The sequence below is a fragment of the Paenibacillus sp. FSL K6-1558 genome (genome assembly GCF_038002565.1).
GTDB lineage: Bacteria > Bacillota > Bacilli > Paenibacillales > Paenibacillaceae > Paenibacillus > Paenibacillus polysaccharolyticus.
In genome coordinates this window covers 6079636-6104918 of record NZ_JBBOCV010000001.1, presented here as the reverse complement: position 1 = coordinate 6104918, position 25283 = coordinate 6079636, and the positions used below count along the sequence as shown (strand labels likewise).

Genomic DNA, 25283 nt, shown 5'->3' with positions numbered 1-25283 from the left:
CGAGATCGGGGCATCCTGTTACACTGGCTCATTCTAGTTGTTATTAACATACGTATTGCACCTTCCATCTTTCATTTACAACATAAAGAAGACGAACTGCCTATAGATTTAGTTGTATTGATTGTGAATCTAACTTATATTTTCTCGTGATTTCACGATTACGTTTAGCATTATACGCCTGAAAACAACTTCATAATTGACAAGAATAGTTACAAACCCGTTTAACCGATGTAACCTTTTCTGCCAGCATAATCAGCTGTAAAATCATACTCTATATTTAATGTTTAATATAGTGCTTTTCATCGACTGGACATAATTACCTGAACTTATTCAATAGAAAAAGGCCGCCGACTTGCTCAGCAGCCACTATCCATTATAAACCTAACTCAGAGCGGATTGAAAGTTTTGCTTATAATTGCTTCTTCCTTCCTAGGACTCTAGAGGTGGAACGAGAATATCATTGCATTGAATCCAGCTTGCGTCTGTGAATCATTAAAACAAATAATCCTGCTGTAATCGCACCATATACGAGCGGTATAATTATTACCATTAGCTTCTTAAATAGACTTTGTGCATCATAATTAATTAACACATCTATAGTACTACTTAGAGGAGGCAACAGATAAATCATTGGTGTAAATCCGTCTGGCAACACCTGTTCTATACCTTTCACAGAAAGTGTAATAACAATGAGCACACTCAGCATTAAAAAAGACATGACTCGGGAACGAACAAACTTAGAACTAAACCAGCAGGCTAAAGCAATTCCCAGCCAAGATGAAACCAAATGATAAATCAGGGCCATGCCTAGCTCTTCAACACTCGGAGTTCGATCAAACTTTTGAAAAATGGCTGGGAACGAAACGGCATACAGAGCGAGTGGAATCGTAAAAAGCCAGCAATATAACAATTTCGCAACATAAAGTTTTACCAAACCGCCACTATGCAATACCGTAACCGATTCCTGATTTGTCGTTTCCATATCAATCAACGTATAACAAATAACAACAGAAATAATAAAAATAAATGTTGTTGAAAATGCATAACTAGCCATTACTGGATTCGGAACGACACTGTATACGAAAATAATCCCCATAAAAAATACAAAAGTAGCCGGACCATAGCGATAAGAACGCATGAAACAGGTATGTAAATATGACAGTAATGAAATCATTAGCCTAGCTCCTTTCTCGTTAGACTAACAATCTCTCCACCTTTATTTATAAATTCGGGTAAAAAACTACGATAATCTTTATACATAAAAGTCATGACCATATAACCATTTTCACTTCTTTTATATGTAATATCGGGGAAAAATTCAAGAAGATGATCAACAACGCTTAAATCTATGCTGCCTTCCAGCTCAAAATATACAACCTTCTGCTCAGAAGACGTATGTATACTCTCCTTACTCAGTCTTCCTTGATGAATCCAGTATGTGTTGCTTTCCAATTGACTTGCTAATAACGGATCGTGCACGGCTGCCAAAATCGATGTCCCTTCTTCCTTAATTTTGTTCAGAGAATGAAGCAAATGCCCCGTTGACTCTTCATCCAATCCTGAGAAAGGCTCATCTAATACCAGAAGGTCTGGCGGCTTAATCATAGCTTGCATTACATTTGTTTTCTGCAACATTCCTTTTGAGAAATGACTCATCTTCAACTGATCACTCTGTTCAAGACGAAACAAATCATGCAACTCCTTGATACGTTCTTTCAACTCTTTCTTAGTCATACCTGATATTCTGCCCATGTGTGTCAGATACTCCGTCGAAGTCATCCTTAGTTTCGATAATCGATCCGGGGTATATCCAATCACCAGATTCCTATGCTCAAGTAACCTTTGACCCGACGTTAATGGAATTAATCCACTCACCATTCGGAGCATCGTACTTTTCCCGGAACCGTTGTTTCCTCTTATAATAATGCAATTTCCTTGGCTAATCACAAGCGATACATCTGTTAAAATTTCTCGGCCGCCGTATTTCTTAGAAGCTTCTTTTAATGTTAATAACGCCTTCATTGTCACCTTTCCACCACCCTTTACTAACGATCCCGTTTTCTTTCTAATGTGATCCATGAATAGTAGAGCATCCAAAATAGAGGTGGAAATAGAGCTACTGCAATATATCGATGGTGATATGGGAGCGTAAAAATGGTACCTACTGAGATCGGCACGATCAGAGCAAACAAAAACAAGTACTTTTTCCAATGTTTATTCATGATAGATGCTACCTCCTTCCTTCGTCCAGAACCTGACATGAACATTCATTTAAACGGAATATGTGCCTCTTTTAACTGGATTTGTAAGAACACCGTCCTTATTTTAACATATTTAAGATTAAAGGGATGTCTAATGAATAAATAATTCAGATGAAACTAGATTCAATGTACACCGTTGACTAAAGAGACCTATCGACGTCTAGGCAGTTCGATTGAAGTCTAGCAACACAAAAAACGAAGTGCTGGTATGTCAGCACTTCGTCTGTACACTTTTTAGGTTGAACATCCTTGTTCAGGCTCATTAGAGCAACAATTCACTCCAGATTTGTTCTGGAATAGCTTAATTACACTTGCTGTATCCGCAGTTACTGCATGTTTTGCAGCCCTCCACATTGATCAAGGACGCCGAGCCGCATGAAGGACATAAGTCGATAGATTGTATAGGAGTCTTTTGCCCCTCACCTCCAGCATCGTCCAGTTGTGAGGTCGGTGTCTGCGTGTTCAGCAGAACTTCCTTTGTATTGTTGCTGCTGTTCATACGCTTAGCACTGATCGGATTCTTCACTCCAATATCCTCATTTATCTGAACATGGCTTTCCAACGCTTTCGCGACGGCATCCGCAATGGATTCCACACGATTAGCTCCAAAACCAATGGCCCCTGAACCTCCGATGCCTTTCAGATGTTTGATAAGCAACTCCACCTTATGACCATGATCGCCATATCGCAAGAATAGAGAGCACACCCGGCCCAGTGCCTCCGCCATCGCAAACACGTCGGAGCCTGCCTTGCCTACGTTGAGGAAAATCTCACCCGGTGTTCCGTCCAGATCATTAATCGTAATGTAAGCCATGCCAAACGGCGTATGCATCTTATACGTTGCTCCGCGCAATACTTGTGGACGACGTTTATATTGTTTATCCACCACACCCGTAGTCTGTTCTCCCAAGTCTGGCAAACTGGACTCTCGCTCTGCATACACCGGATTTGCTACCGAAACGGACTCAGCTACCAGACTGTTGAATTCCTCTTTATCCGCATTCTGCCCCTCAATAGCTGAGGTGTCTTCTTTCTTCGAAGTAGAAAGTACTTGAACATCTCTACTGCCGTCCCGATAGATCGTTACCCCTTTACAACCTAGATCAAAAGCTAGCTCATACAGCTCTGCCGTATCCTGCACCGTAAAATCAGCCGGACAGTTTGCCGTTTTTGAGATCGAACTGTCCACCCACTTCTGAATGGCAGCTTGCACGCGAATATGATTTTCGGCCGAAAGATCCATCGCCGTCACATAATAATCCGGTAGGGACTCACCAGGATGTTGCTCCAGCCACTCCTCAGCAATCGGCACAAACTGTTCATCATACCCAAGACGGCTCTGGCGAAAATACTTAAAAGCAAAATACGGCTCAATGCCAGTCGATGTGCCCACCATCGTTCCGGTACTTCCCGTAGGCGCCTGAGTAATCAGCGTCACGTTACGAATTCCTTTTTGACGGATCGCCTCTCCAACCTCTGGGTACGTCGCGATCATCTGTTTCATAAATCCACTTTGTAAGTAAGGTTCTGCCTCAAACGCCGGGAACGCCCCCTTCTCCGCGGCAATCTCCGCTGAAGCGAGATAGACTTCCTTTGCCATAAATCCATACAGTTTATTGAGAAAATCTAGCGATTCAAGACTGCCATAACGGATACGCAGTTTGATCATCAGCTCCGCAAGTCCCATGGTTCCTAGCCCCACCCGGCGTTCACGTTGCTGATTTAATCGATTTTCTTCAAAATGATACGGCGTCGCGTCAATCACATTGTCCAGAAATCTTGCCGAAATGCGCGTCGTTTCCGCCAGCTCTTCCCATGCCACATCGTGGTTTGTTTCATCATAGAATTTGGACAAATTGATTGCTGACAAATTACATACGCCCCAGCCTGGAAGGCCCTGTTCCCCACAAGGATTAGTACAGATGATCGGATTAAAATACCAGCTGTTCGACATCTGATTGTAATACTCCATAAATACAACACCGGGTTCGGCTGATTTCCAGGCGGATTCAATAATCGTATACCATATTTCACGTGCCTTCACTGTCCGGTATGGAATAACGTTATGGCCTGCCTCTTTCCATTTGGTCAGATCCCCATCCCACTGCGAATCATAGTCCGGGTCACTCGTATCGGGAAAAACAAGCTCCCAATCACCGTCCTGCTTCACAGCCTCCATGAACGCATTGCTTACGCAGACCGACAGATTGGCATTGGTCACTTGCCCCATCGTTTGTTTAACCGTAATAAAATCCAGCACGTCCGGGTGCCAATCGTTCATCATCAGCATCAGCGCACCCCTGCGGCTACCGCCTTGTTCGATAAGCCCCGTCGTATAACTGAACAAACCGCCCCAGGATACCGATCCGCTGGACGAGCCGTTCACACCTTTCACCACAGCCCGCCGCGGACGAAGGGATGACAGATTGATACCCACGCCACCGCCGCGAGCCATAATTTCAGTCATTTCGGTCAACGTCTTCATGATGCCGCCCCGGCTGTCTTGCGGAGAAGGAATGACATAACAGTTAAACAGCGTCAACTCATCACTGGCCCCTGCACCAGCAGCAATACGTCCACCAGGAACCAGTTTCCAGTCATCCAGCACCAAGCGAAACTTCTTCTCCCAAACAGCCTGTTGTTCAGGTGTCGATTCAACAGCTGCCATCGCTCGGGCAAGACGATCCCACATCTCTTCCGGTGTTTTCTCTATCGTAAGTGTCAACTTTTCCACATCGGTCTCAATGATCGTATCGCTACGTGTCCGCACTTTAACTAGTTGTGCCTGCCGTTCAACAATCTCACCGACTTCCTTCACCGGAAACTTGGGATCATCTTTCGTTAATACAAGTACTACATCTCCGACTTTTGCATGATTTGAATCGGCGTCCTTCCATGCGTACCGATCGAGAAATATTTTCTCGCTGAGCCCTTCCAGCTTATGTTTGTTCTCATGATGCTTCACTTGTTGGTTCGTTCCTGTATTGTTGGATGCCATCTCTGCAATCAACCTCCCCGAATAAACCGTTCATTTTAAATTCAATGCTGTCTTTGAGAATAATTTATGCCTAGATACTACATGTAGTGATTTATAACCATTATATTACACTATATGTTGATTTTCTATGTGATCTATATCATAGATCCTCTGAAACGGGTTATGAACTTGCCTTCCTTCGTCCATACTATTACCTACGAATAACACAAGAACGGAGAGGAAGCATCATGAACCGGAAACATCCGCATCATATGAATCAACCTGTAGCTGACTTACCTGTTCCTCTTGAGTTTGATCGAAGCTGGCTGGAACAGCTTGAATCTCGTTTGGACAAGGGCGGCCCATGGGGGGATTACCGACTCTTTCAACTCGGTATTCAGGCGGAAGAAACGAATCTCATTCCGAACTTTGACGAAATTCAATGTCTGAAACATTTGCAAGATCTGACCCCACTTCCTCACCAAATGGATACGGCACGCAAAGTATTATTCGAAATGTCAGGCCGAGCCATTCTCGCCGACGAAGTAGGTCTGGGCAAAACGATTGAAGCCGGCCTGATTTTGAAAGAATATATGGTTCGTGGTCTTGTATCTAAAGTGTTAATTCTTGTCCCCGCTTCTCTGGTATTGCAATGGGTACGTGAACTCAATTCCAAATTTGGCATCCCGGCAGTTGCACAGAAAAAGGCTTATTCCTGGCAAAATGACGTTGTTGTTGCTTCTATGGACACTGCCAAGAGAGACCCGCACAAAGATATGTTACTAGGTATGGACTATGACATGATCATCATTGATGAAGCACATAAACTCAAAAATAAAAAAACAACCAATTATCAATTCATGCTGCAATTACGCAAAAAATACTGCCTGCTACTCACTGCTACGCCTGTGCAGAACGACATGAGCGAGCTTTTCAATCTCATTAACCTGCTGAAGCCCGGTCAGCTTGGTCGTCAAGGCGATTTTGCCGCCAACTTTGTCGTCGATAAACGTGTGCCCAAAAATCAGGAGCAGCTCAAAGATGAGCTGTCCAAAGTCATGATCCGTAACAGGCGTGGCGAAGGCCCCGTGCAATTTACAAAACGCAACGTCTCTAACGTGGATCTGCAACTTTCGCCTGAAGAGCAAGCACTCTATGACGGGGTAACCTCGTTTGTCAAAGATCAATACCAGGAAGCAGGCGGCAACCTTAGCAGCATGCTTTCGCTCGTTACGTTGCAACGGGAAGTCTGTAGCAGTCGGGACGCTGTGTTTGTAACACTCGTCAATCTGTCCAAAAAGCTACCGCTGGATTCTCCACTGCGGGATAAAATCTGGGAACTGGTGGCTCATATCAAGGCGATTAAAGAAAATACAAAAGCCGAAAAAACGATGGAACTGATTCGAGATATGAATGAAAAAGTCATTATTTTCACGGAATACCGAGCGACGCAGGAATATCTGCTGAATTATTTTCGTAACAACGGACTAACGGCTGTTCCCTATCGGGGCGGGATGAATCGAGGCAAAAAGGACTGGATGATGGATCTTTTCCGTGGCCGTGTTCAGGCGATGATTGCAACGGAAGCTGGTGGTGAAGGCATCAACCTGCAATTCTGTCACCATATGATTAACTTTGATCTACCGTGGAACCCGATGCGGGTAGAACAGCGGATTGGCCGGGTTCATCGGCTCGGTCAGCAGAATGACGTTAACATTTTCAACCTGTCTACGAAAGGTACGATTGAGGAACATATCCTGCATCTGTTGCATGAGAAAATTAATATGTTCGAGATGGTCATCGGTGGACTGGATGTCATTCTCGAACGGCTCGAGAAAAAGGAATCGATCGAAAAGAGTCTGTACAAAATTATGCTGGAATCGCAGAACGAAGAGGATATTCGCCGTAAAATGAACTCGCTCGGACAGTCGCTGAACACAATTCAGCGCGAAGTTGCTGACGAGGTGCCTTTAATCACCAAACTTGATCTTCACAAAGGGGGTAACTGATATCCATGACAATGTCACCGCATGAGATCCAAGCTTACGTCCTAACCTATCTGGAAGCTTTGGATTGCCAGATCATGGAGCGGTCACCTGCTCATGTGACGGTTAAATTATCACCTGAAGCAGACAAGGCATTAACGAACCGTCCGTATTACTGGGGATTTGTGGAGCGTGTAGGGGTGGAGCCTGAGACCATGTCATTTACTTTTGTTTTTGACCCGGAAGCTTATCAGCAGATCACTGAGGCGGCGGAAGCCAAGGCCAAAGCGTCTCAGCCTGTTCAAACGCCACCTGAAGCGAAGCCTGATGCTCCGAAAGAAACGATACTCGGACGTTATTTTGGCATCACGCCTTCCATGCCGCAGCTTGGTCCCGGACGCATTCTGCGAGAAGATGTCGTGTATGGTAGCCGCAGATTACAGCAGATATTTGCTGCAGCACGCGAAGGTGGCGCCTTCGTAAACCTGTTTGAACAAGCCGCCAAACGCCAGATCAGGGCCACATCTCCGGCTGTGTATGAACCTTGGCTAGGGGTTTGTTTTAAAGTCGAGTTTGCTTGTGACCTGAAACGGGAGGAATTACACTTCCTTGGCATTTCACTAAGATCGGGTGAAATCATCGAAAAGTTCGGAAGCAAGCTGAGCCGGCGTGATCTCAGTCCAAGACTGGCTGAAAATATGCATGCTCAGTCACCGAAAATTTCGCTCGCTGATGCAGGGGCTGCTCTCGAATCACATCTCACCGCTCACTTAAGCAGGCTCGATTATAGCTGGGCGGAAAAAGCGAAAGAACGCCTGCAACTCGAACTCGATGTGGTGGACGCCTACTATGAAGCCGTACTGCGAGAAGACATGCCTGAGACTGAGGTTACTGAAGATGAAACGGTTCGTCCTGTTATTAATCGGGTTCGCGGCATATTAGAACCGGTCCCAGCTGACGTGGAAATGGCCGCCGAATCTACCATACAACAGACGCAAGATGATGTAGACCCTGACCAAGAAAAAGCAAAACAGGCGGTCATAGATCGTGAAGCGATGAAACTGCAGTACGAGAACAGACGAACCGAGATGATCTGGCAATATGAGCCGAAGGTGAAGGTCACTGCCATAAGTAGCGGCATGTTTCACTTAAGATAAGACGAAGACACTACTTTTCCTGCAAATGCTGGCAAAAGTAGTGTTTATTCATAACCATTGAACCGACAGGTTGCATCACCCTTTGCATCCCCTATACTTTACAATGAAGTCAGGAAGAAGGTGTTTACGATGAAAAAACGGCCCCGGTCAAAACGACGAAATATCAGGCATTGCCTATCGGTCTTCTTGAGCATGATCATCTGCTTTGCTCTTCTCTCCATCTGGCCGACGGCTCATGCAGCGGCACCAACTAACAGGTTTGCACCCGCTTCTGTAGAGCAATTCGCGCAACTGCAAGTGAACGCACTCGGTACCTCCAATCCAGATTGGCTTGTAGCGAAACTTGAATATTATCCATTAGGTCCAGGTAACCATGGCTGGTTTGTGCATGCCAGGATTCAGGACAAGCCCGTTGGATATATGATTATTTCCACAACTCCGCAAGGGCAGCTCCTTCTCAGTGAGTATGGTCAGGGAGAACAATCCCTGTATAATAACGAACTACTAGGACAGGCTCTGGAACGACAGGGTTTGGATGTAAAAACATTACAAACCTCAGGCGGAAAGCTTACACTTCTATATGCTCCTCCTCTTTTGGCTTATTGGAAAGTGGAACGTGTAAATCATCCCGCGATGTACATCGATGCATCCAATGGAGACTTGTTGCCAGTTGATCAGTTAGAACGTGTAGAGACTGGCTCTGGAACGAAATTTTTCGAGTTAAAGGAGTTGCAACAACAGATACCCATACTTGATACAACAAGATTGCAGACGAGTCCTGTTATTCTACAGCCTGCTTTTGACCCTTCATCTCAACTAACCTGGCTGACATCTGAACCTCTGCAACCCTCTCAAGTGAAGCAACAGCTCCAGCAGAACTATAGAGAAGCCCTTGTCTTCTCAGCAGAAGAATGGAATCTGTTCTACGGTGGTCCTTTGCCAGTAAGCGGATACCAGATATGGAGTATTGCAGGTTCAACGTTTGATCTTTACGTTGGTCTTGGTGGTTTTAACTCCACACAACGCTTCATTCCCTTGAACAAGCTTTTGCATGATGGACATTTCTACAAGACTAATCCTTAATACATGTACTCATAATCTTTTTTATAACTCAAAATGATTCATAAAAAGACGCATCCTAATACAGGATTGCGTCTTCTTGAATTGGCACTCGTGTTCGTCTTTTTGAAGAATCGGTTCAACTCTTCTCTGATCTTCGTTTTTTCTTGTCTACCCATAAGGATACCGCAAATGGAATCATGCCAAACCATTTCATGGACCAGGGTTCTTTCCTTCTGCTTTGTGCTCTCCGTTCCTTTCGCTCATCTTTCGGCGTGTCGATGTAATGTACTACACGTTGCGTAATATATTTAACCAGTTCATCACTTTTAGCCATATAGCAGCCTCCCTCTTCTTCCGCACCTTCGTGATCTAACGTTATCCCTATTGTGCGCAAGACGTGATTGAACTAAACATTTTTTTGTGCAAATAGCGTATGAAATGATCTAAAATGCACAGTCTAATGCCAAAGGTATCCATCCTGCCTTTTTCTCTTCAACACTTATATTTTGAAGGAGTGTATAATTCGATGTTTAAGCTACTTCTGACAACTTCTATAGCCCTGCTGATTAGTGTTTATTCTATGACCGGTTTCTCCTCTGCTTCTACACTGACTCTTCACGATCCATCTGCCTATCGGCCGTCCATCATGCCAATTACCGATGGCGATGCCTATCATTCAAGTCATCATGCTTTTGCCGCACCCGTTATCCTGCTGGATGTTGGCCACGGAGGTATTGACGGAGGAACATCCGAAGCAGGTGTTCTGGAAAAAGACATTAATTTAGCGATCAGTCAAAAGATATACTTGCTGCTTCGCGGCAAAGGTTACACCGTCATCATTAACCGTCTGGGTGATTACGCACTTAGTGATGAGAACCGTTGGTTAAACAGTCGCTCACGTCACATCAGGGATCTCGCACAGCGCAAAAGCCTTAGTGAGGAAGTCAGCACCGATATCGTCGTTAGCATTCATGCGAACTGGAGCCCTCGTTCAGCTACGCACGGTCCGGTAGTGCTTCATCAGAAAGAGGGACGCAGTTATCTGCTGGCACAATCGATCCAGGATGCCATGAACCAATTGTGCGGTACACACCGTGAAGTGGTCTGGGGCAAACCGTTTTACATGCTAAATTATGTGAAACATCCGGCAGTCATTGTGGAGACCGGGTTTTTAAGCAATCCAGCCGACCGGGCCAGAATCAGTGACCCGGCAGAGCAAAAGCGAATTGCCCAGTCGATTGCGGATGGTATTATTTATTATCTGTCGGTAGTGTAGGTGCAACCTGCCAGTGCCATACATCCCTTACCATATCACCGATTCCTACAAACTGAACTTGATTCTGCAGGCGGGAGACCGACTCCCGTATCACTGCCGAAGTATTCATGCCTGTATGACCGACATGACCAATGACAACACAGCTTTTCTTCTCAACTGCTCGCTGAGCAGCCAAATCAAGTTGCTTGCGAATATGTGCCTTTGAATTTTGATCATCCAAAAAAATGTCATTGCCCACAGGCGGCATATTTTTGGCTATGGCAAGATCGCCAACCACGGAACGAAAATTTGTACGGCTATCCACAAAGAAGAGGCCGCGTTCCAGGCATACATCCAGCACAATGGACATGATGCGTTTATCCGATGTGATTTTAGAACCCATATGGTTGTTCATGCCGATGGCATAAGGCACATCATCAATTGCCTTTTCAACCCGTTCACGAACCTGCTCATCTGTCAGATTGGATGTGATTGCCCCTGGCCCAAGCCACTCCGGCTTGCCTTTCTTGGGTTCCATCGGCATATGCACAATTACATCCATGCCTTTCTCATGTGCAGCAATCGCATCCTTCTTCGTCGTTTTCAAAAAAGGCATCACAGCTACAGTCAGCTTCACAGGCATATCAAGAATCTCCTTCGTACCCTTCATATCGTTGCCCACATCATCGATAATGATGGCCATTCGATTGAACTGAGATGATGATGAAGCCGGCTCCGGTAACATGGCTGGTCTGGCAGAAACCCCAGTTCCTCCTGCTCCAATAATAGCTATGATGAAACACAGGAAGATCCGCATTTGAAACCTCATTTTAACCGAATATCCCTGTTTCGCTTGATTTCGTATCATATCCTGCAGCCTCCTTCAAACGTGGTGTTCTCATTGTTTGATTTCAGACGCAGTTCTATGTAAGCTCCCTTTCCCAATTCATTCTAGGAACATCTGAATGTTGTTGATTGTGTTACACATATAGGAACGGTTCTTTTGCATCGATAAAATGAACCGGAATATCCCCAACGAGCAGCTGTAACCATTCCGCCATATGTTTCATTCCCCATTCTTCGCTTCGTTCATGACCAATGACTAACATAGCCTTGTTTAACCCAAGCATTGATGCATCATTAACATATGCACACAACGTCCATTCCGTAATCTCGCCGCAGATCATGACGTCCAGTTGTTGCTCTTTCATGAGTTCCATCGGCATCGATTCTTTGCCTAATCCGAGGCTTCCGCCTCCAACAAGGATTCCGATACGGGAACATGTCATATCCTGGCTGCCCACGACCTGCAATACATTTATCATTAGCTTTTCCTTTAACTCTTCGGCCAGATCGCGAAGCTGCATGGGTTCAATCTCATAAATCCACGGAAAAGCATAATCAACCTGATTTGGCTCCCAGCCCAGCTCTCGAATCAGACCGGTATAGATTCGATCCGGCTTCGCCATGTGCATATAATCGTGATATCTCCAGATCGCCATGCCGTAATCCTCAATAAGCTTGCGCTTGGCTTCATATACCGGATCTTGCTGTATCCAGTCGAGCTGATCTGCCCCGGTATAAAAGGTAGGCTCATGTGTAATAATCAGATTAGCTCCTGCTGCATGAGCCTGCCGAATAACCTCGACCGTTGCCATATACGTCGTCACAATGCCTGTCACTACAGTGTCCGCTTCTCCTGTAACAAGAACATCGCCCGTTGGTGATAGACGCTGATCTCCACAGGAATCCTGCATAACCGTCTCCATCACTTGCTGTACATTCACGTGGATTCCCCCTACATTTTAAAATGGTTATCAACCTTTAACTGCACCCACAATGATACCTTTGGTCAGGTACTTCTGAAGGAAAGGAAATACGACCAGAATAGGCAATATACCGATAATCGCCATCGCCATGCGGACTGCCGTACTTGGCAGATCAGCAGCATTGGCCCCAAGCATACTGCTGGCCTGACCTGACTTGAGAAACTGAATGTTATTCATCAGACGAATCAGCATGTTTTGTATTCCATAGTACTGGGGCTTCGTAATAAAATAAAGGGCGTTAATCCAGTCATTCCAATACGCCAGTCCCATAAACAGTCCGACTGTTGCCAGTACGGGTACAGACAGAGGTAACATCATACGGTAGAAAATACGGAGCTCTGAAGCTCCATCAATCTGAGCCGATTCGATCAGTTCAACAGGTACATTATTTTTATAAAAATTTCGAATAAGCAGTACATAAAATCCATTCGTTAATAGATTCGGGATAATCAGGGCGGCCAGTGTATCTTTGATCTGAAAGTATTTCGTCCACAGAATGTAGGAAGGTACAATTCCTCCGCTGAACAGCATCGTGAAAAATACAATGAACGCCAGCACATTGCGATATTTGAAATCCTGGCGCGACATCGGGTAAGCCAGCATGCTTGTAATTAACAACCCAAGTGCCGTTCCCAATGTAGTAACAAGAAAAGATACACCGTACGCCCGCACAAATGTAGAAGCAGAAGACCACATGTATACATAAGCATCCACGCTCATTTTTTCAGGAAAGAAACTGTAACCGTTACGAATTAACGAGGACTCTTCCGTAAAGGATGCCATGATGATCAGCATAAATGGTAGAAATGCCAGTAACGTAAACATAACCATAGCGACGATGGAAAACACATGAAAAGCGCGTTCACCTTTAGTTTGTATCACTCGTGTTTCCCCCTAAAATAATGCATTTTCAGGATTTACCTTTTTGACAATTGCATTCGCAGCCATGACCAAAATGAATCCCACAACCGATTGATACAAGCCAGCAGCGGCTGACATCCCAATATCATTGACCTGCATTAGCGCCCGGTACACATACGTATCAATGGTCTGCGTTGTGCTGTACAGCGCTCCGGCATTCATAGGCACCTGATAGAACAAGCCGAAGTCGGAGTTGAATATGCGCCCAATGGACATCAGGGTCAGTATAATAATGGTTGGCTTCAATAAAGGTAGCGTAATCATGCGAATCTGCTTGAGTTTGCCCGCCCCGTCGATCTTGGCCGCTTCATAGATACTTTTGTCAATCCCGGAGATAAAGGCGATATACACAATGGAACCGTAGCCGGCTGTTTTCCACAATTGTATAAACACGAGCAGATAGGGCCAATACTTGGCCTCGGAATACCAGTTAATCTCTGGAATACCAAGGGGTTTCAATATTGAATTGTTAATAAAACCGCTGTCTGCATTCAGGAAGGCAAACACGATATAGGACAGAACCACCATCGAAATCAGGTTAGGTAAAACAAGTCCCGACTGGAACAGCTTAGACCAAACGCTTTTTAACAATTCCGACATTAGAATTGCAATCAAGATCGACAGCATCGTCCCCAGTACGATAAACGCCAAATTGTATAACAAAGTGTTGCGAGTCATAATCCAGGCATCACTCGTCTGAAATAAAAATTTGAAATTATCAAAGCCTACCCAATCACTTCCGAATATGCCCTTGGCATAGTTCACATCTTTGAACGCGATAAAGATACCGGTCATTGGCAAATAATTGTTGATTAGAAAATATAACAGACCAGGAGCAGCGAGCAGCAGTAGCGGCAATGTTTTTCTGAGCCCTCCGGATTTGGTTTTCACAGTCATCGCTCCATTCTCATCCTTAATGCAAAGCGCTGCAATGCTTCTTAGCTATACAGCGCCCCACATTAAACGTTTATCCACGTTTTATTTCTTCTGCTGCGCGATCCACTCATCCAGCTGTTTCTGTTTGCTCGCAATAATATCCGAAGCTCCCGCATCATTTAATGCTTTTACGAATTGAGGAATCGTCGCATCAGGATCAAGAACACCCGTTACAAGCGCAGGTAAAAATTGATTGACCACATTGGTAACAGCACTCATTTGTGTCTTCACTTCACTCGGATCAAAGATAAATCCGAAGTACGGTGAGCGCTCTGTCTCCTTGTTCTCCTTCAGTTTCAACTCCACATCCGACCAATTAACGCCCTCCAGCTGGTATTGCAATGATTCCGAGCCTACAATCCCCGTGCTCAGCATCGCTGTATACGGAACGGTAGATGCATCCATGCCATCCGGGAACTTCACATGATGCTCATCTACTTTGACATAGTCCTCTCCTTCAATACCGTACAGAATCGTATTAATCAACTGCTGATCAGTATACAACATGTTCAGAAACTTGACGGAGCCTTCGGGAACCTTGGTTGTACTGGACACCATCCAGCTCACCAGATTAACTGCACCGGTATCAAAGTAGTACGGCACCAGACGTTTCATTTCGAGGTTTTTGCCCGTTTGTGCACTCAGCGCTTTAGCTGCTTCCATCCCGCTGTATCCGCCCAGGAAGGAAAAACCGCGCCCTGAAGCAATCGTATCGGAGAAAGAAATGGATGTCGTCGCGGCATCTTTCTCTAGAAACCCTTTTTCAAACCAATTTCTCATCATCTTGGTGCCCTGTTTGAATGCATCTGTGTCATAGAAATTTTGAACTTTTCCGTCATTACCTACAACCACACCAATACCGGTTGTATCTGACAGGAAATCGATCTTGTGCATCCCTTTAAGCGCCAGAACGAGATTGGTATCACTTGGATTCACATTGACTGGACCGAAGGGAATCACGTCTGGATGTTTTTGTTTGACTGCCTCAAATACAGCCGGCAGATCATCCAGTGACGTCATTTGATCCGCTGTAAGACCGGATTCCTTCAGCATGTCGGCATTGTATACGATGTTGGTTGGCAGCGACATGCCTTTATTTACCGGAACACCGTAAATATGTCCGTCCATCGTGGTTGCTTCAAGCAGATTCGGACCAAAGTCCTTTTCCAAAATCTGCGTCAACTCTTTACCATATTGCGGCAATAGTTCCTCCAGTGGGTATAACTGGTTTTTGGATGCATAGTTCGTGAATTGCCCCAACGTTGTGAACACATCCATTTGCTCACCACTTTGTAGTGCAAGATTTACTTTTTGAGCATAATCAGCCGGACCATATAGTCTGAAATCCACCTCAACCCCGATTTTCGGAACGGTAATGGCATTGATTGCGGCTGTAACTTTACTGATATCATCGGGAATACGGTTAAATGAAGGCATGGCGAACACCACTTTGTCCACCTTCTGTGAACCGTTCCCCTCTTGCGCACTTGAAGATGAAGATTCCGTCCCACATCCCGCCAGAAGAGAACCGCAAAGCACCAGTGACAGCAGGGAACCCCATAATCTCTTTGTTTTCATCTTGCTTCATGACCTCCTTATGTCGTGCTTGTATTCGTTTTCATTTTATAAAATTGGAGTGATTACAGCTTTAACAAAAACGGTCTGTTTTTTCGTAAAAACGGTTTAAATTTTGCATCAGTTCAGTTAAAACAAAAACCCTGCTTCAAAATGAAGCAGAGTCGTACATTATGGGCAAATGTCCCTGAATTCCAAACGTTAAACTCCATTCTTCTCCCGGTCATAACTTTGTCTGGATCTGTAGGCGTTGGGCGTTTCTCCTGTAAGCTTTTTGAAAACGGTAGAAAAGTATGAAATAGTTTCGTATCCGGTTTCCATCGCAATCTGTCCGATACTCAGGCGGCTTTCAATTAACATAAGTTTTGCCGCTTTAATTCGATAGTCATTCAGATATTCCTTCATCGTTAGTCCCGTTTCTTGTTTGAATACCTTCGCAAGATAGTCCGGCGTTAGAAATACACTAGCAGCCACTTCATCACGATTTAGATCCTTGGTGTAGTTGTCGTGTATATAACGCATCGCTTTATCGACAATACCTTCCGAACGTTGACTTTCCTTAATCGTTTCGACTGTACGTTCTGTGACAAGGTGAGCCCATTTCATAAAATCAAAAAGGCTGTGCTCCGATTTAACATACAACTGCTGCGCAAGCTGATCCGTAAACAGCTGATGTGCCTGTACGTTTTTCTTAGCCAAAATCGCATAAACCACTTGAAGGAAATCCTCACGTATCACTTGCAACGTTTCAGCATGCAGCTGGTTTTTGGCAACGAGTTGTTCCAAATCTTTTTTCAGCCGGTTCACAATCTGGGCTTTCTCCCGCTCGATAAACAAGCTGGTATACAACTCTGTATCCAGATCGTATCGTTCCGGTTGTTCTCGTTGAAATACGGTATGCTGTCCATGAACTTTGCCTCGAAACATCACATTTGAATGATCCATGCGTTCCAGTTCTGTCTTTACACCAGACAGCTCGTTAATCGGTTTCGCCTCGCTAATATAACAGGTTCCCATACATTTCAAGTATTCATTCATCAATTGAATCAGCAATGCAGCTCGTTCTTCTAGTTGAACCTGGCTAGTATCATCTTCGTCCAAAATAACAGCAACATACAACATGCTATTTTTCTGATAAGAAACAATCCGGTCATACTCAAGTCGCAACAGCATAATTTCGGAACTGAGATTGGCAAATGCATATCGAAACGTACTTTCATTCCATTTTTCATCGATCTCGGATAAAAATACACTTGCAAGCACCAGCACATACGACTGCTCTGTCTTGATCGTCAGCTCCCGTTTAAGAATCTCCCCCTGAATCAGATCGAGCCGGGGCGAGATGGTAGCCATCAGAATATCGGTCCAGAAGCTGGCCTCGACCAGTCCTTTATTTTTCAGCCACGCCATGCCGAATTTCTGATACTCTCCCATCTGCCTTCTCCACTTCAATCCACCCACCGCCTTCATGACAGCTGCCTCAAGCTTCTCCTGATTCAAGGGTTTGAGCAGATAAGAGTCCGCATTAAATGAAATCGCAGTGGAAGCAAAGTCAAAACTCTCGTGACACGTAAAAAATATAAATGCACAGTCATATCCTTGTTCCCTGATCCACTGAATCATCTCAATTCCGGAACCTCTCGGCATCTCAATGTCACAAATGACCAAATCGGGAATACCTGCGTCAAACAACGTCTGTGCATCCTGAACACAGTGAGCCTGTGATACTTCGTTAAAACCATATGCTGTCCAAGGGATAAGTTCTGTTAACACCTGAACCGTAGGGATATCGTCGTCAATCAACATGCACTTCATCAATTTTCCCCCACTCTAATGCTAGACTCAGAAATGGACACCGGAATCGTTTCGTTTGAAACAGGTATCCGTATTTCGATTTTGGCTCCTGAAGATTCCCCTCCGCTCGACAGCACCAGCAAATTATCCTGTTTGTATAATAACTGCAATGTTTTATGAATATTTGCGATGCCTACGTGCTCACCTTCATCCCCTGCCCTTATGGATGTTTGGAATTGTTGAAGCCACGCTTGCGGGAATCCTTCACCGTTGTCCTCAATCACGATCTGAACATAAGCCCCATCATCTGCTGTCCGCTCCATGTGTACCCGGATAAAAATAGATAACATTTCTCCATACGTAAGGGCATGTTTGAAGCAATTTTCCACAAATGTCTGAATCAACAGTTGCGGAATACGAATATCACCCGCTGCCGCTTCCAGGTCCGTCATATAAAAGATCTGATCCGGGTAGCGAATTTCCTGCATACGAATGTAATTTTCAACATGCCCCATCTCTTCATCAATGCTGACAAGCATCTGTTCCGCCTTGAACATATAACGGAGATGCTGGGATAACATCTGGATCATACGCCGAATTTCTTCATTCCGGTTTTGATAGGTGAGACTGGAGATGGTAGATATGGCATTCAGATAAAAATGAGGTCTGATCTGCATCTGTAACACTTTCAACTCTGCGCGGCTCTTCTCAATTTTCTCTTCATAGGATTGAATCTTCAGATGTGTAATCTCATGAACCATCGATTGGAATGCATGGAACAGTTTCATAAATTCAAGCGAATACTCTCTGGAAGGAGGAGGGAATAACGTCTGTCCTTTTTCAACTTCTTTGGCAGCTCGGACCAATTCCAGGATCGGACGAAGCATCTCCTTGGTGATAAATCTCATGACAAGCGGCACGACGACCATGGAGACGACACCCAGCACGATGATCAGCCATTGAATTAATTTCAGTCCGGAAAATACACTTTGTTTCGCAACGATATTGGTCATATGACCGAATTCGGCAATCGGTTTGCTCACAAAAAGGTAACGACTACCCAGCTCCTGCTCGGTCGCTGCCAAATCCTTTGTTATTGTCATGACATTTCCACTGACCGTTGTCAGAATACGACCATCTTGACCACTTAACATAAATTGGCTGGCTGAATCTGCTTCCCGACTTGTGCGTGAAAGTAAATGATCAGCCTGAACAAACGTCCCAAAGCTCACTTCCCCGTACGTGATACATTTGAACAAATAAAATACGTCGTTCACTTGTACAATGCTCCACTGACCTTCCTTATGATCCTGTATCTGAATGTCCCGCCAGTTCTGGTGCTTCAAAAAGTCGGATAAAGCCAGTTTATTCGAGGAATTGATCCGATTGCCAAACAAGGTCAGCAGTCTTTCATCACGTGCAATTTGAACAAACATGCCATCGCTGGCATAATTATTCGTCATTTTGGACTTGAGCGCGTTGATCAGCCGCATTTCTTTAAAGTAGTCCCCTTCGTGACCAGAACGTATATATTGCTCCCCATAGTCCCTGGCGAAATCGGCTTGATTCTCGAATACCTCCATCAGGTCTTTGGCGTAGATATCCAGGTTATTATGAATAGATTCCGTGTAGATCGCCAGTGTGTGTTCCGAATTGCTAACGATGTGATTCTGAACCACTTGGAGCGAATAAATGTTGCTCAAAAGAAGAGCTGCGAAGAGAATAACCAAAATAACCGTGATCTGGGTGTACAGTCTGAATACGATGCTTCTGTTACGGAATAAGTGTTTTCTCTTCATGCGTTCCCTCTTCTCTTGTCTTCCGTGCTTGACCGGATAATCAACCAGCCCCTGAACAGTCGCTGATGACACACGACCCCCAGAGGCTTGGTACAGATCTATGATAATTGCTTATTCGTTAGGCCGTCTGCCCTGTCCTGCCCATTCCAGTGCAAGAGCGATATAGACATTCCAAAAATCCCAGTCATGCACCCCCGGACTCTCCGTGTAGGTCACAGGAACATGCTCACGTTGCAGGAAATCCCGAAAACGTTGATTCACATCCAATAAAAAGTCCTCAGTGCCGCAGGCCATATAAATGTCAGGGATCGACGCGCCCTTTTTCTTTAACCGCATCACCAAAGCTTCCGGATCTTTATCACTACCTTGCAGCTGGCTCAGATCCCCGAAAACCCGGCTGAAGTATTTATAATCCGCTACTCCGTCAGAGTAACCCGGCTGCGCATTCGCTATTTTGTATGGCAAAATCGCCGAGGAGAGTGCAATGATGCCACCGAAATGCTCCGCATATTTCAGACCATTCCGGATCGCACCATACCCTCCCATCGACAATCCGCCGATATATGTGTCCTCACGGCGCATAGAGAGAGGAAATAACCTGCGTGTGAATTCTACCAATTCCTTGCCTACATATTGGCCGTAAAGATCACCCTTATCTTCATTATCCAGATAAAAATGATTTTCACCTGCCGGCATAAACACAGCGAACCGGTGCCGGTCAGCAAGCTCGCGAATACGCGAGAAGGTGATCCAGTCCCACTGGCTGCCAGAGTATCCGTTCAGCAGGTATATAGACTTCAGCGGCTCCTGTTCGTTCGCTACTTCGGACTGACCCGGAATGACAGGCAAGTCTAAAGGTAGCAGAGCATTAAACGATACCTCTCTGCGCATGCTTTTTGAGAAAAAGTTCACCTGTACTGTAGCCATTTTAGCAATTTCCTTCCTGATTATGGTTTAGATCCGATAAGCTTCGAGATGCCCTGACGGGTCCGTGTAGTGTATCATGGATTGATACGTTTGGAGGTCAACCGTCAGACTGCACTGTTGCCCTTCCAGCTTCCAGTTCAGACAGAGCTGATTATCCGGCGAATCCAGAACGCTGAATTCGCCCTGAAAAGCCTGATGGCTGTTGCGGAAGCGGATCAACTTCATAAGACGCTGCACCACTTTTTTGTCCAACTGCTGCTCGATATCCTCCATTGTGTAATTCTGCCGATTAATCTCTCGACCTTCACCCGTTTCGGCTACCCGTGCCAGATCATTCTTCCCGGCGAACAGTCCGACATAATAGACCTGGGGAATGCCTGGTACAAAAAACTGAATGGCACGCGCAGCCAGATAAGCATCATCATCCTCGTTCAAAGCACTGTAATATGTGCACCTGATCTGATGCACGTTGAAACCATCCTCTGACTTATGTTTATCTGACAGAATCAAGCTAAGGTTGGCTCCCCGCTCCAGACAGATATCCACCAGCCGCTGCGCCTCATCTGTGCGTATCAGTCCATCAAGATCGGGCTTGACCGGAATGCCGTCATGACAGTCCAGCATGGTGAACTGATTGGCAGGTCTGTCCGCCAGATAATGACGTAATTCCCGGCTTGAGCGGTTGACTAACGTCTCCAGCACCCGGTATGGCAATATAAAATCATAAATCCAGCAGCCAAAATCGGCCAGTTTGTACTGTACACTGTAATGGGCGTGAACCTCCGGCAACAACTCGATCTCCAGTTCGTCCGCTAGTGACTTCACCCAGTCAAGGAAAACGTAAATATCCGGTTCAACAAAGAAACAACTGGTCCCCAGCTTCTTTATAACATAGCCAACGGCATCCAGTCTCACAATTTTGACATTGTTACTTTTGAAGTTCTCAAAAAATGAACGCAGCAGTTGCTGTGTGATCGCCGCACGTATATCCAGATCAATCTGCTCTGAGGGGTCTGTTTTGCCAAACGTTGTCCATACCTTCTCCTCTTCACCGCTCTCATGGATTTTAAACGTAGAGTAGGGTACCTCACGACGCAAAAACATCTGGTCAATATCCTTCTGCACAGGCACTCCATCCGTCCAAACCTTATCCAGAGTCAAGAAGAGATCGGCATATTCGGATGATCGGCCTTTCAGCAGAAAATCCTGAAAATAAGGCGACTGCTGTGAAATATGGTTAACCATCAGATCAACCAGTATATCCGTATGTTCGCCTATTGATCGAATGTCATCCCATGTACCGAAGGCAGGATCAATCTCCAGATAAGTTAATGGAGCGAATCCACGGTCTCCTGATGAAGGAAAAGGCGGCAGAATGTGCACGCCTCCTGTAAACAGACCAGCCAGTTCGTTCTGAAGCAAATGATTCAGTGTACTCAGATTGCCACCAAGCGAATCCGGATAGGTAATTAACTGAACCTGATTTTTAAGCAAAATGCTCCCCCTCTTCCAGTCCATACTGTTCTCTGATTGCCCCCAGAGCTGGCAGTTCTACAATCGCACCGTGATACTTCAATTTGTACGCGCTTACAGCAAAACCCGATTTTAAGGCTTCCTGAACTGTGTAACCTTTTACCAGACCTGTATAGAACCCTGACCAGAACGCGTCACCCGCTCCTGTAGTATCTACAACCTTCGTTGCACAGGTCGCAAATTCCACTGTTTCTTGGCCATTCGAAACCAGTGCTCCCTCTTCACCTAACGTCAGAATGACCAGTCGTGCCCCTAACGCTAGAAAATGTTTCAGATGTTCCTCGGCAGATGCTTCACCAAAAAGACGATCTGCATCATCCTTGGAAGGTTTAATGAAATCCACCTGCGGAATAATCGATTGCACATAAGCCGCACCATCTTCTCCCGGTTGCCAGATCATCTTATGGAAATTGGGATCAAAACCGATCAATACACCATGCTTCCTTGCTTCAACAATAACCTTTTCAATGGTTTCTCTGGCAGGTTGGCGAGATAACGGCCAGCAAGAGAAATGAACGATTTTGGAATTGCGAAGCCATTCCACGAGAGTTGCCTCAAATGATAGTTGAAAATCGGCCGCCCGATAGAAAATCGGGACAGGTGTACCCTTGCTTTTGCTAACAACAACCATGCTTGTCGCTTCATTAACGCGCCGAACCCCGCGAGTATCCATGCCCGCTTCATTCAGACGGTTCAGCAGAAAAGTGCCGAATCCGTCCTCCCCTACAGCTGAGACGATATGCGAACGGATACCCAGCCGATTGACATTAATGGCAATGTTGGAGGGGGAACCTCCAACAAAACGCGTATACCCGTCAGAACCCAGATGATCACCATATTCATTCGATATCATATCTACTAACAGTTCCCCTATGGCCAAGAGATCATTGAAGCGATCCTCCAGTTTCATCCGTTCATCCAGCCCAATCATCCTGATTCCTCCCTGAACCAATCACGGTATTCATTCAAAAAGCTGTCACCTGACTGACATGACTCCTTTATTGTAGGGCTATCTGCTGTACAATACTTTCATTAAGACGATCACTTTTTTCAAAAATCAGAGGTTGCCCTCTCCGGTTAACGTTTTAACGCCTGAGCTAAACGCTCAATATACTCCGTTCGAATCAGCTGACTACTCTCTGCCTCGGGAGCAACATGCTCTGAAGCATGATAACACCCGGGATACAAGTGAAATTCAACCTTAACTCCTGCTCTGGACAGACGAGACACATACTCTAAGATCTCATCCCGGAACAGATCCAGCTCACCCACGCAAATATACGCAGGCGGCAGGCCTGTAAGATCGGTAGCAAGGCTGGGAGAAGCATATACAGGAACTTCAATGTTAAATTGGTGTCCGAGATACATCTTCCAGGCCGCTACATTATGCGCCCGATTCCATATCGAAGGATGTGTCATCTCATAGCTGGACGATGTGCCATTCCGATGATCCAGCATCGGATATAGCGGTAGCTGAAAGCACAGTTCAGGCCCTTTGCGATCTCTTGTCAAAAGGGTGAGGGCTACCGCCAGCCCGCCTCCTGCACTGGCTCCCCCAACGGCTATACGCTTCAGATCTATGCCTCGTGCCTCGGCTTCTTCTGACATCCATTGAAGTGTGCTATAACAGTCCTCAAGTCCTGCAGGATAAGGATGTTCGGGTGCCAATCGATAATTCGGAGAGACAACGATGCAATCAGCTCGAATCGCAAAATCCGTACAGAGCTGGTCATCCCCTTCTGGACTTCCCAGAATCATTCCTCCCCCATGAATCCATAGCAGTGCCGGCCTCTCTTGTGTATTCTCATGTACAGGTGAATAAATGCGCAGTTGCAGTTCGTTTCCATCCGATCCTTGAATATACTCATTTACGATTTGAACTGCGTCTGAAGTCTGATCAACTTGTGATACATTCAGATCTGCATTTGTACGTGCTCTCATCAGGTCTTCAGGCAGCTGTATAACTTCAAGTCCTAACAGACCCGCCCTTAGCTCCGGTGCAACTCTATTAATAAAATCCATTCTGTATCCCCCTGTCTCGATCCAATGTTTAATTAATGAAGCTATAGTCATGAACGATATAAGTTGAACAATCGATATATACAAGAACATTATTACGAAAAATATAATGAACAAAGATATGCTTACACCTTATATATCAACCGGTTGACATATATAGCAAACAAGAAGAGTGCTTTCTTGAAAGCACCCCTTCTATGTCGTTTCCCGCTCAATCAGCTGGACTGGGAACAGGTTTGTACCCGAAGCAATTTCTTCTCCCTGAATCTGTTGTAGAACCAAGCCGATGATTCGTTCAGCCATCTCCTGTATTGGCTGCCGTATACTACTCAGACGTGGACTGAGCAGAGAAGCGATTTTCACATCATCATAACCGATAATTCGCATATCCTCAGGGATACGTTTTCCCGCCTGGCGAGAAGCCTGCACAGCTTCAGCAGCGATGACATCACTGCTCGCAAATATACCATCAACGGCTGGATGCTGCTCCAGGAAGCCTATGATCTCCTCTTGAATCTCCAGCTCATCCCCGGCTGAAGCATCCAGTTGCAGATGAATCGGTTCAAGTCCTGCATGCTGCATCACGGCTTCATATCCTTGTGCTCGGCCATTTGCCAGCAAAGCGACATGGTGTGGCCCTCCAATCCCTCGATAGAGAAAGGCTGGCTGGCTGCAATTTTTATCAAGGAGTAGCTGCGTAGCCAGCCTGCCCCCCATCTCGTTATCCGAAGAAACGACCGGAATGTTGTCGGCCACTTCACGATCCAATGAAACAATCGGAAGATTCAGATTCAGGTAATGCTGTACATCAAGAACAGAACTGCCTGTAATGATGGCATCCACCTTGTTTTTTTTCAACATATCAATATATTTGCTTTCTTTACTAACATCTCGATTGGAGTTGCACAATAAAAGCTTATAACCAGAATTGTCCGCATAATACTCCAGATGATAAGTCATCTCACTGAAAAAAGGGTGGGATACATCTGGAATGATCAGACCAATCATATTCGATTTTTTACGAAACAAAGCTCTGGCCATCTCGTTGGGTTGATAATCAAGCTCTTTCATTACCCGATAGACCTTTTCGCGCGTTTCTTCGCTAATGTATCCTCTATTATTTAATACGCGGGACACGGTTGTAACCGATACTCCTGCTTTTTTGGCAACATCATCAATCTTGGGCATAACCGTTAACCACCTTGCTCTTTTTAATCCATTATAAGCTTAATCGTTTTCCATTTCACTCCAGT

The 25283-nt window shown here is 45.3% G+C and carries 21 protein-coding genes; 4 read left to right on the top strand and 17 right to left on the bottom strand.

Going from position 1 to position 25283, the window contains the following annotated elements:
• Positions 1 to 457 precede the first annotated feature (457 nt).
• The 4 genes from MHI38_RS26580 to MHI38_RS26565 form a co-directional block, all read right to left on the bottom strand.
• On the bottom strand, positions 458 to 1174 hold the full coding sequence (locus MHI38_RS26580) for a hypothetical protein (protein WP_308722063.1): 717 nt from the start codon (positions 1172 to 1174) through the stop codon (positions 458 to 460).
• On the bottom strand, positions 1174 to 2022 hold the full coding sequence (locus MHI38_RS26575) for an ABC transporter ATP-binding protein (RefSeq protein WP_308722264.1): 849 nt from the start codon (positions 2020 to 2022) through the stop codon (positions 1174 to 1176). Before MHI38_RS26575 ends, MHI38_RS26580 begins: the two co-directional genes overlap by 1 nt.
• Before the next feature lie 23 nt (positions 2023 to 2045).
• Complete coding sequence (locus MHI38_RS26570) at positions 2046 to 2222, bottom strand: hypothetical protein (RefSeq protein ID WP_167375840.1); 177 nt, start codon at positions 2220 to 2222, stop codon at positions 2046 to 2048.
• A 340-nt stretch (positions 2223 to 2562) separates the two neighbouring features.
• Positions 2563 to 5259 carry an adenosylcobalamin-dependent ribonucleoside-diphosphate reductase gene (locus tag MHI38_RS26565; protein WP_341181870.1) on the bottom strand — a complete coding sequence of 899 codons (2697 nt, stop codon included), beginning with the start codon at positions 5257 to 5259 and terminating at the stop codon, positions 2563 to 2565.
• A 227-nt stretch (positions 5260 to 5486) separates the two neighbouring features.
• On the opposite strand from MHI38_RS26565, the gene MHI38_RS26560 reads away from it, so the two are divergent.
• The 3 genes from MHI38_RS26560 (at position 5487) to MHI38_RS26550 (ending at position 9463) form a co-directional block, all read left to right on the top strand.
• A complete protein-coding gene (locus tag MHI38_RS26560) occupies positions 5487 to 7247 on the top strand; it encodes an SNF2-related protein (protein ID WP_154960090.1) in 1761 nt (586 codons plus the stop codon).
• Between the two features lie 5 nt (positions 7248 to 7252).
• On the top strand, positions 7253 to 8380 hold the full coding sequence (locus tag MHI38_RS26555) for a YqhG family protein (RefSeq protein ID WP_341181869.1): 1128 nt from the start codon (positions 7253 to 7255) through the stop codon (positions 8378 to 8380).
• 129 nt (positions 8381 to 8509) lie between these two features.
• Positions 8510 to 9463 carry a hypothetical protein gene (locus tag MHI38_RS26550; protein WP_341181868.1) on the top strand — a complete coding sequence of 318 codons (954 nt, stop codon included), beginning with the start codon at positions 8510 to 8512 and terminating at the stop codon, positions 9461 to 9463.
• Positions 9464 to 9578: 115 nt separating this feature from the next.
• On the opposite strand, the gene MHI38_RS26545 is transcribed toward MHI38_RS26550, so the two are convergent.
• Entirely contained in the window at positions 9579 to 9776 is a 198-nt protein-coding gene (locus MHI38_RS26545; RefSeq protein WP_090924381.1) for a YqzE family protein, read from the bottom strand.
• 192 nt (positions 9777 to 9968) lie between these two features.
• On the opposite strand from MHI38_RS26545, the gene MHI38_RS26540 reads away from it, so the two are divergent.
• On the top strand, positions 9969 to 10718 hold the full coding sequence (locus MHI38_RS26540) for an N-acetylmuramoyl-L-alanine amidase family protein (RefSeq protein ID WP_341181867.1): 750 nt from the start codon (positions 9969 to 9971) through the stop codon (positions 10716 to 10718).
• On the opposite strand, the gene MHI38_RS26535 is transcribed toward MHI38_RS26540, so the two are convergent.
• From MHI38_RS26535 to MHI38_RS26480, 12 genes are all read right to left on the bottom strand, one after another.
• Entirely contained in the window at positions 10693 to 11565 is an 873-nt protein-coding gene (locus MHI38_RS26535; protein WP_253495608.1) for a divergent polysaccharide deacetylase family protein, read from the bottom strand. The genes MHI38_RS26540 and MHI38_RS26535 overlap by 26 nt on opposite strands.
• Positions 11566 to 11677: 112 nt before the next feature.
• A complete protein-coding gene (locus MHI38_RS26530; RefSeq protein WP_221786541.1) occupies positions 11678 to 12484 on the bottom strand; it encodes a Nif3-like dinuclear metal center hexameric protein in 807 nt (268 codons plus the stop codon).
• A gap of 30 nt (positions 12485 to 12514) precedes the next feature.
• Positions 12515 to 13408 (bottom strand): carbohydrate ABC transporter permease, encoded by an 894-nt coding sequence (locus tag MHI38_RS26525; protein ID WP_154886526.1) that lies wholly within the window; start codon positions 13406 to 13408, stop codon positions 12515 to 12517.
• 12 nt (positions 13409 to 13420) lie between these two features.
• The gene (locus MHI38_RS26520) at positions 13421 to 14344 is read right to left on the bottom strand and encodes an ABC transporter permease (RefSeq protein ID WP_221786540.1); all 924 of its coding nucleotides are present in this window, start codon (positions 14342 to 14344) and stop codon (positions 13421 to 13423) included.
• 81 nt (positions 14345 to 14425) lie between these two features.
• On the bottom strand, positions 14426 to 15961 hold the full coding sequence (locus MHI38_RS26515) for an ABC transporter substrate-binding protein (protein WP_308722067.1): 1536 nt from the start codon (positions 15959 to 15961) through the stop codon (positions 14426 to 14428).
• A gap of 198 nt (positions 15962 to 16159) precedes the next feature.
• Positions 16160 to 17773: a helix-turn-helix domain-containing protein gene (locus MHI38_RS26510; RefSeq protein ID WP_154960082.1), complete on the bottom strand. Its 1614-nt coding sequence runs from the start codon at positions 17771 to 17773 to the stop codon at positions 16160 to 16162.
• Entirely contained in the window at positions 17773 to 19551 is a 1779-nt protein-coding gene (locus tag MHI38_RS26505; protein WP_260510643.1) for a sensor histidine kinase, read from the bottom strand. Before MHI38_RS26505 ends, MHI38_RS26510 begins: the two co-directional genes overlap by 1 nt.
• Positions 19552 to 19662: 111 nt before the next feature.
• Positions 19663 to 20478, bottom strand: a complete 816-nt coding sequence (locus MHI38_RS26500) for an alpha/beta hydrolase (RefSeq protein WP_308722069.1) — start codon at positions 20476 to 20478, stop codon at positions 19663 to 19665.
• A 27-nt stretch (positions 20479 to 20505) separates the two neighbouring features.
• A complete protein-coding gene (gtfA, locus tag MHI38_RS26495; RefSeq protein ID WP_154960128.1) occupies positions 20506 to 21975 on the bottom strand; it encodes a sucrose phosphorylase in 1470 nt (489 codons plus the stop codon).
• Positions 21965 to 22942 (bottom strand): carbohydrate kinase family protein, encoded by a 978-nt coding sequence (locus tag MHI38_RS26490; protein WP_090924372.1) that lies wholly within the window; start codon positions 22940 to 22942, stop codon positions 21965 to 21967. Before MHI38_RS26490 ends, gtfA begins: the two co-directional genes overlap by 11 nt.
• A 146-nt stretch (positions 22943 to 23088) precedes the next feature.
• Entirely contained in the window at positions 23089 to 24033 is a 945-nt protein-coding gene (locus MHI38_RS26485; RefSeq protein ID WP_341181866.1) for an alpha/beta hydrolase, read from the bottom strand.
• A gap of 192 nt (positions 24034 to 24225) precedes the next feature.
• Positions 24226 to 25218, bottom strand: a complete 993-nt coding sequence (locus tag MHI38_RS26480; RefSeq protein WP_221786535.1) for a LacI family DNA-binding transcriptional regulator — start codon at positions 25216 to 25218, stop codon at positions 24226 to 24228.
• Positions 25219 to 25283 lie beyond the last annotated feature (65 nt).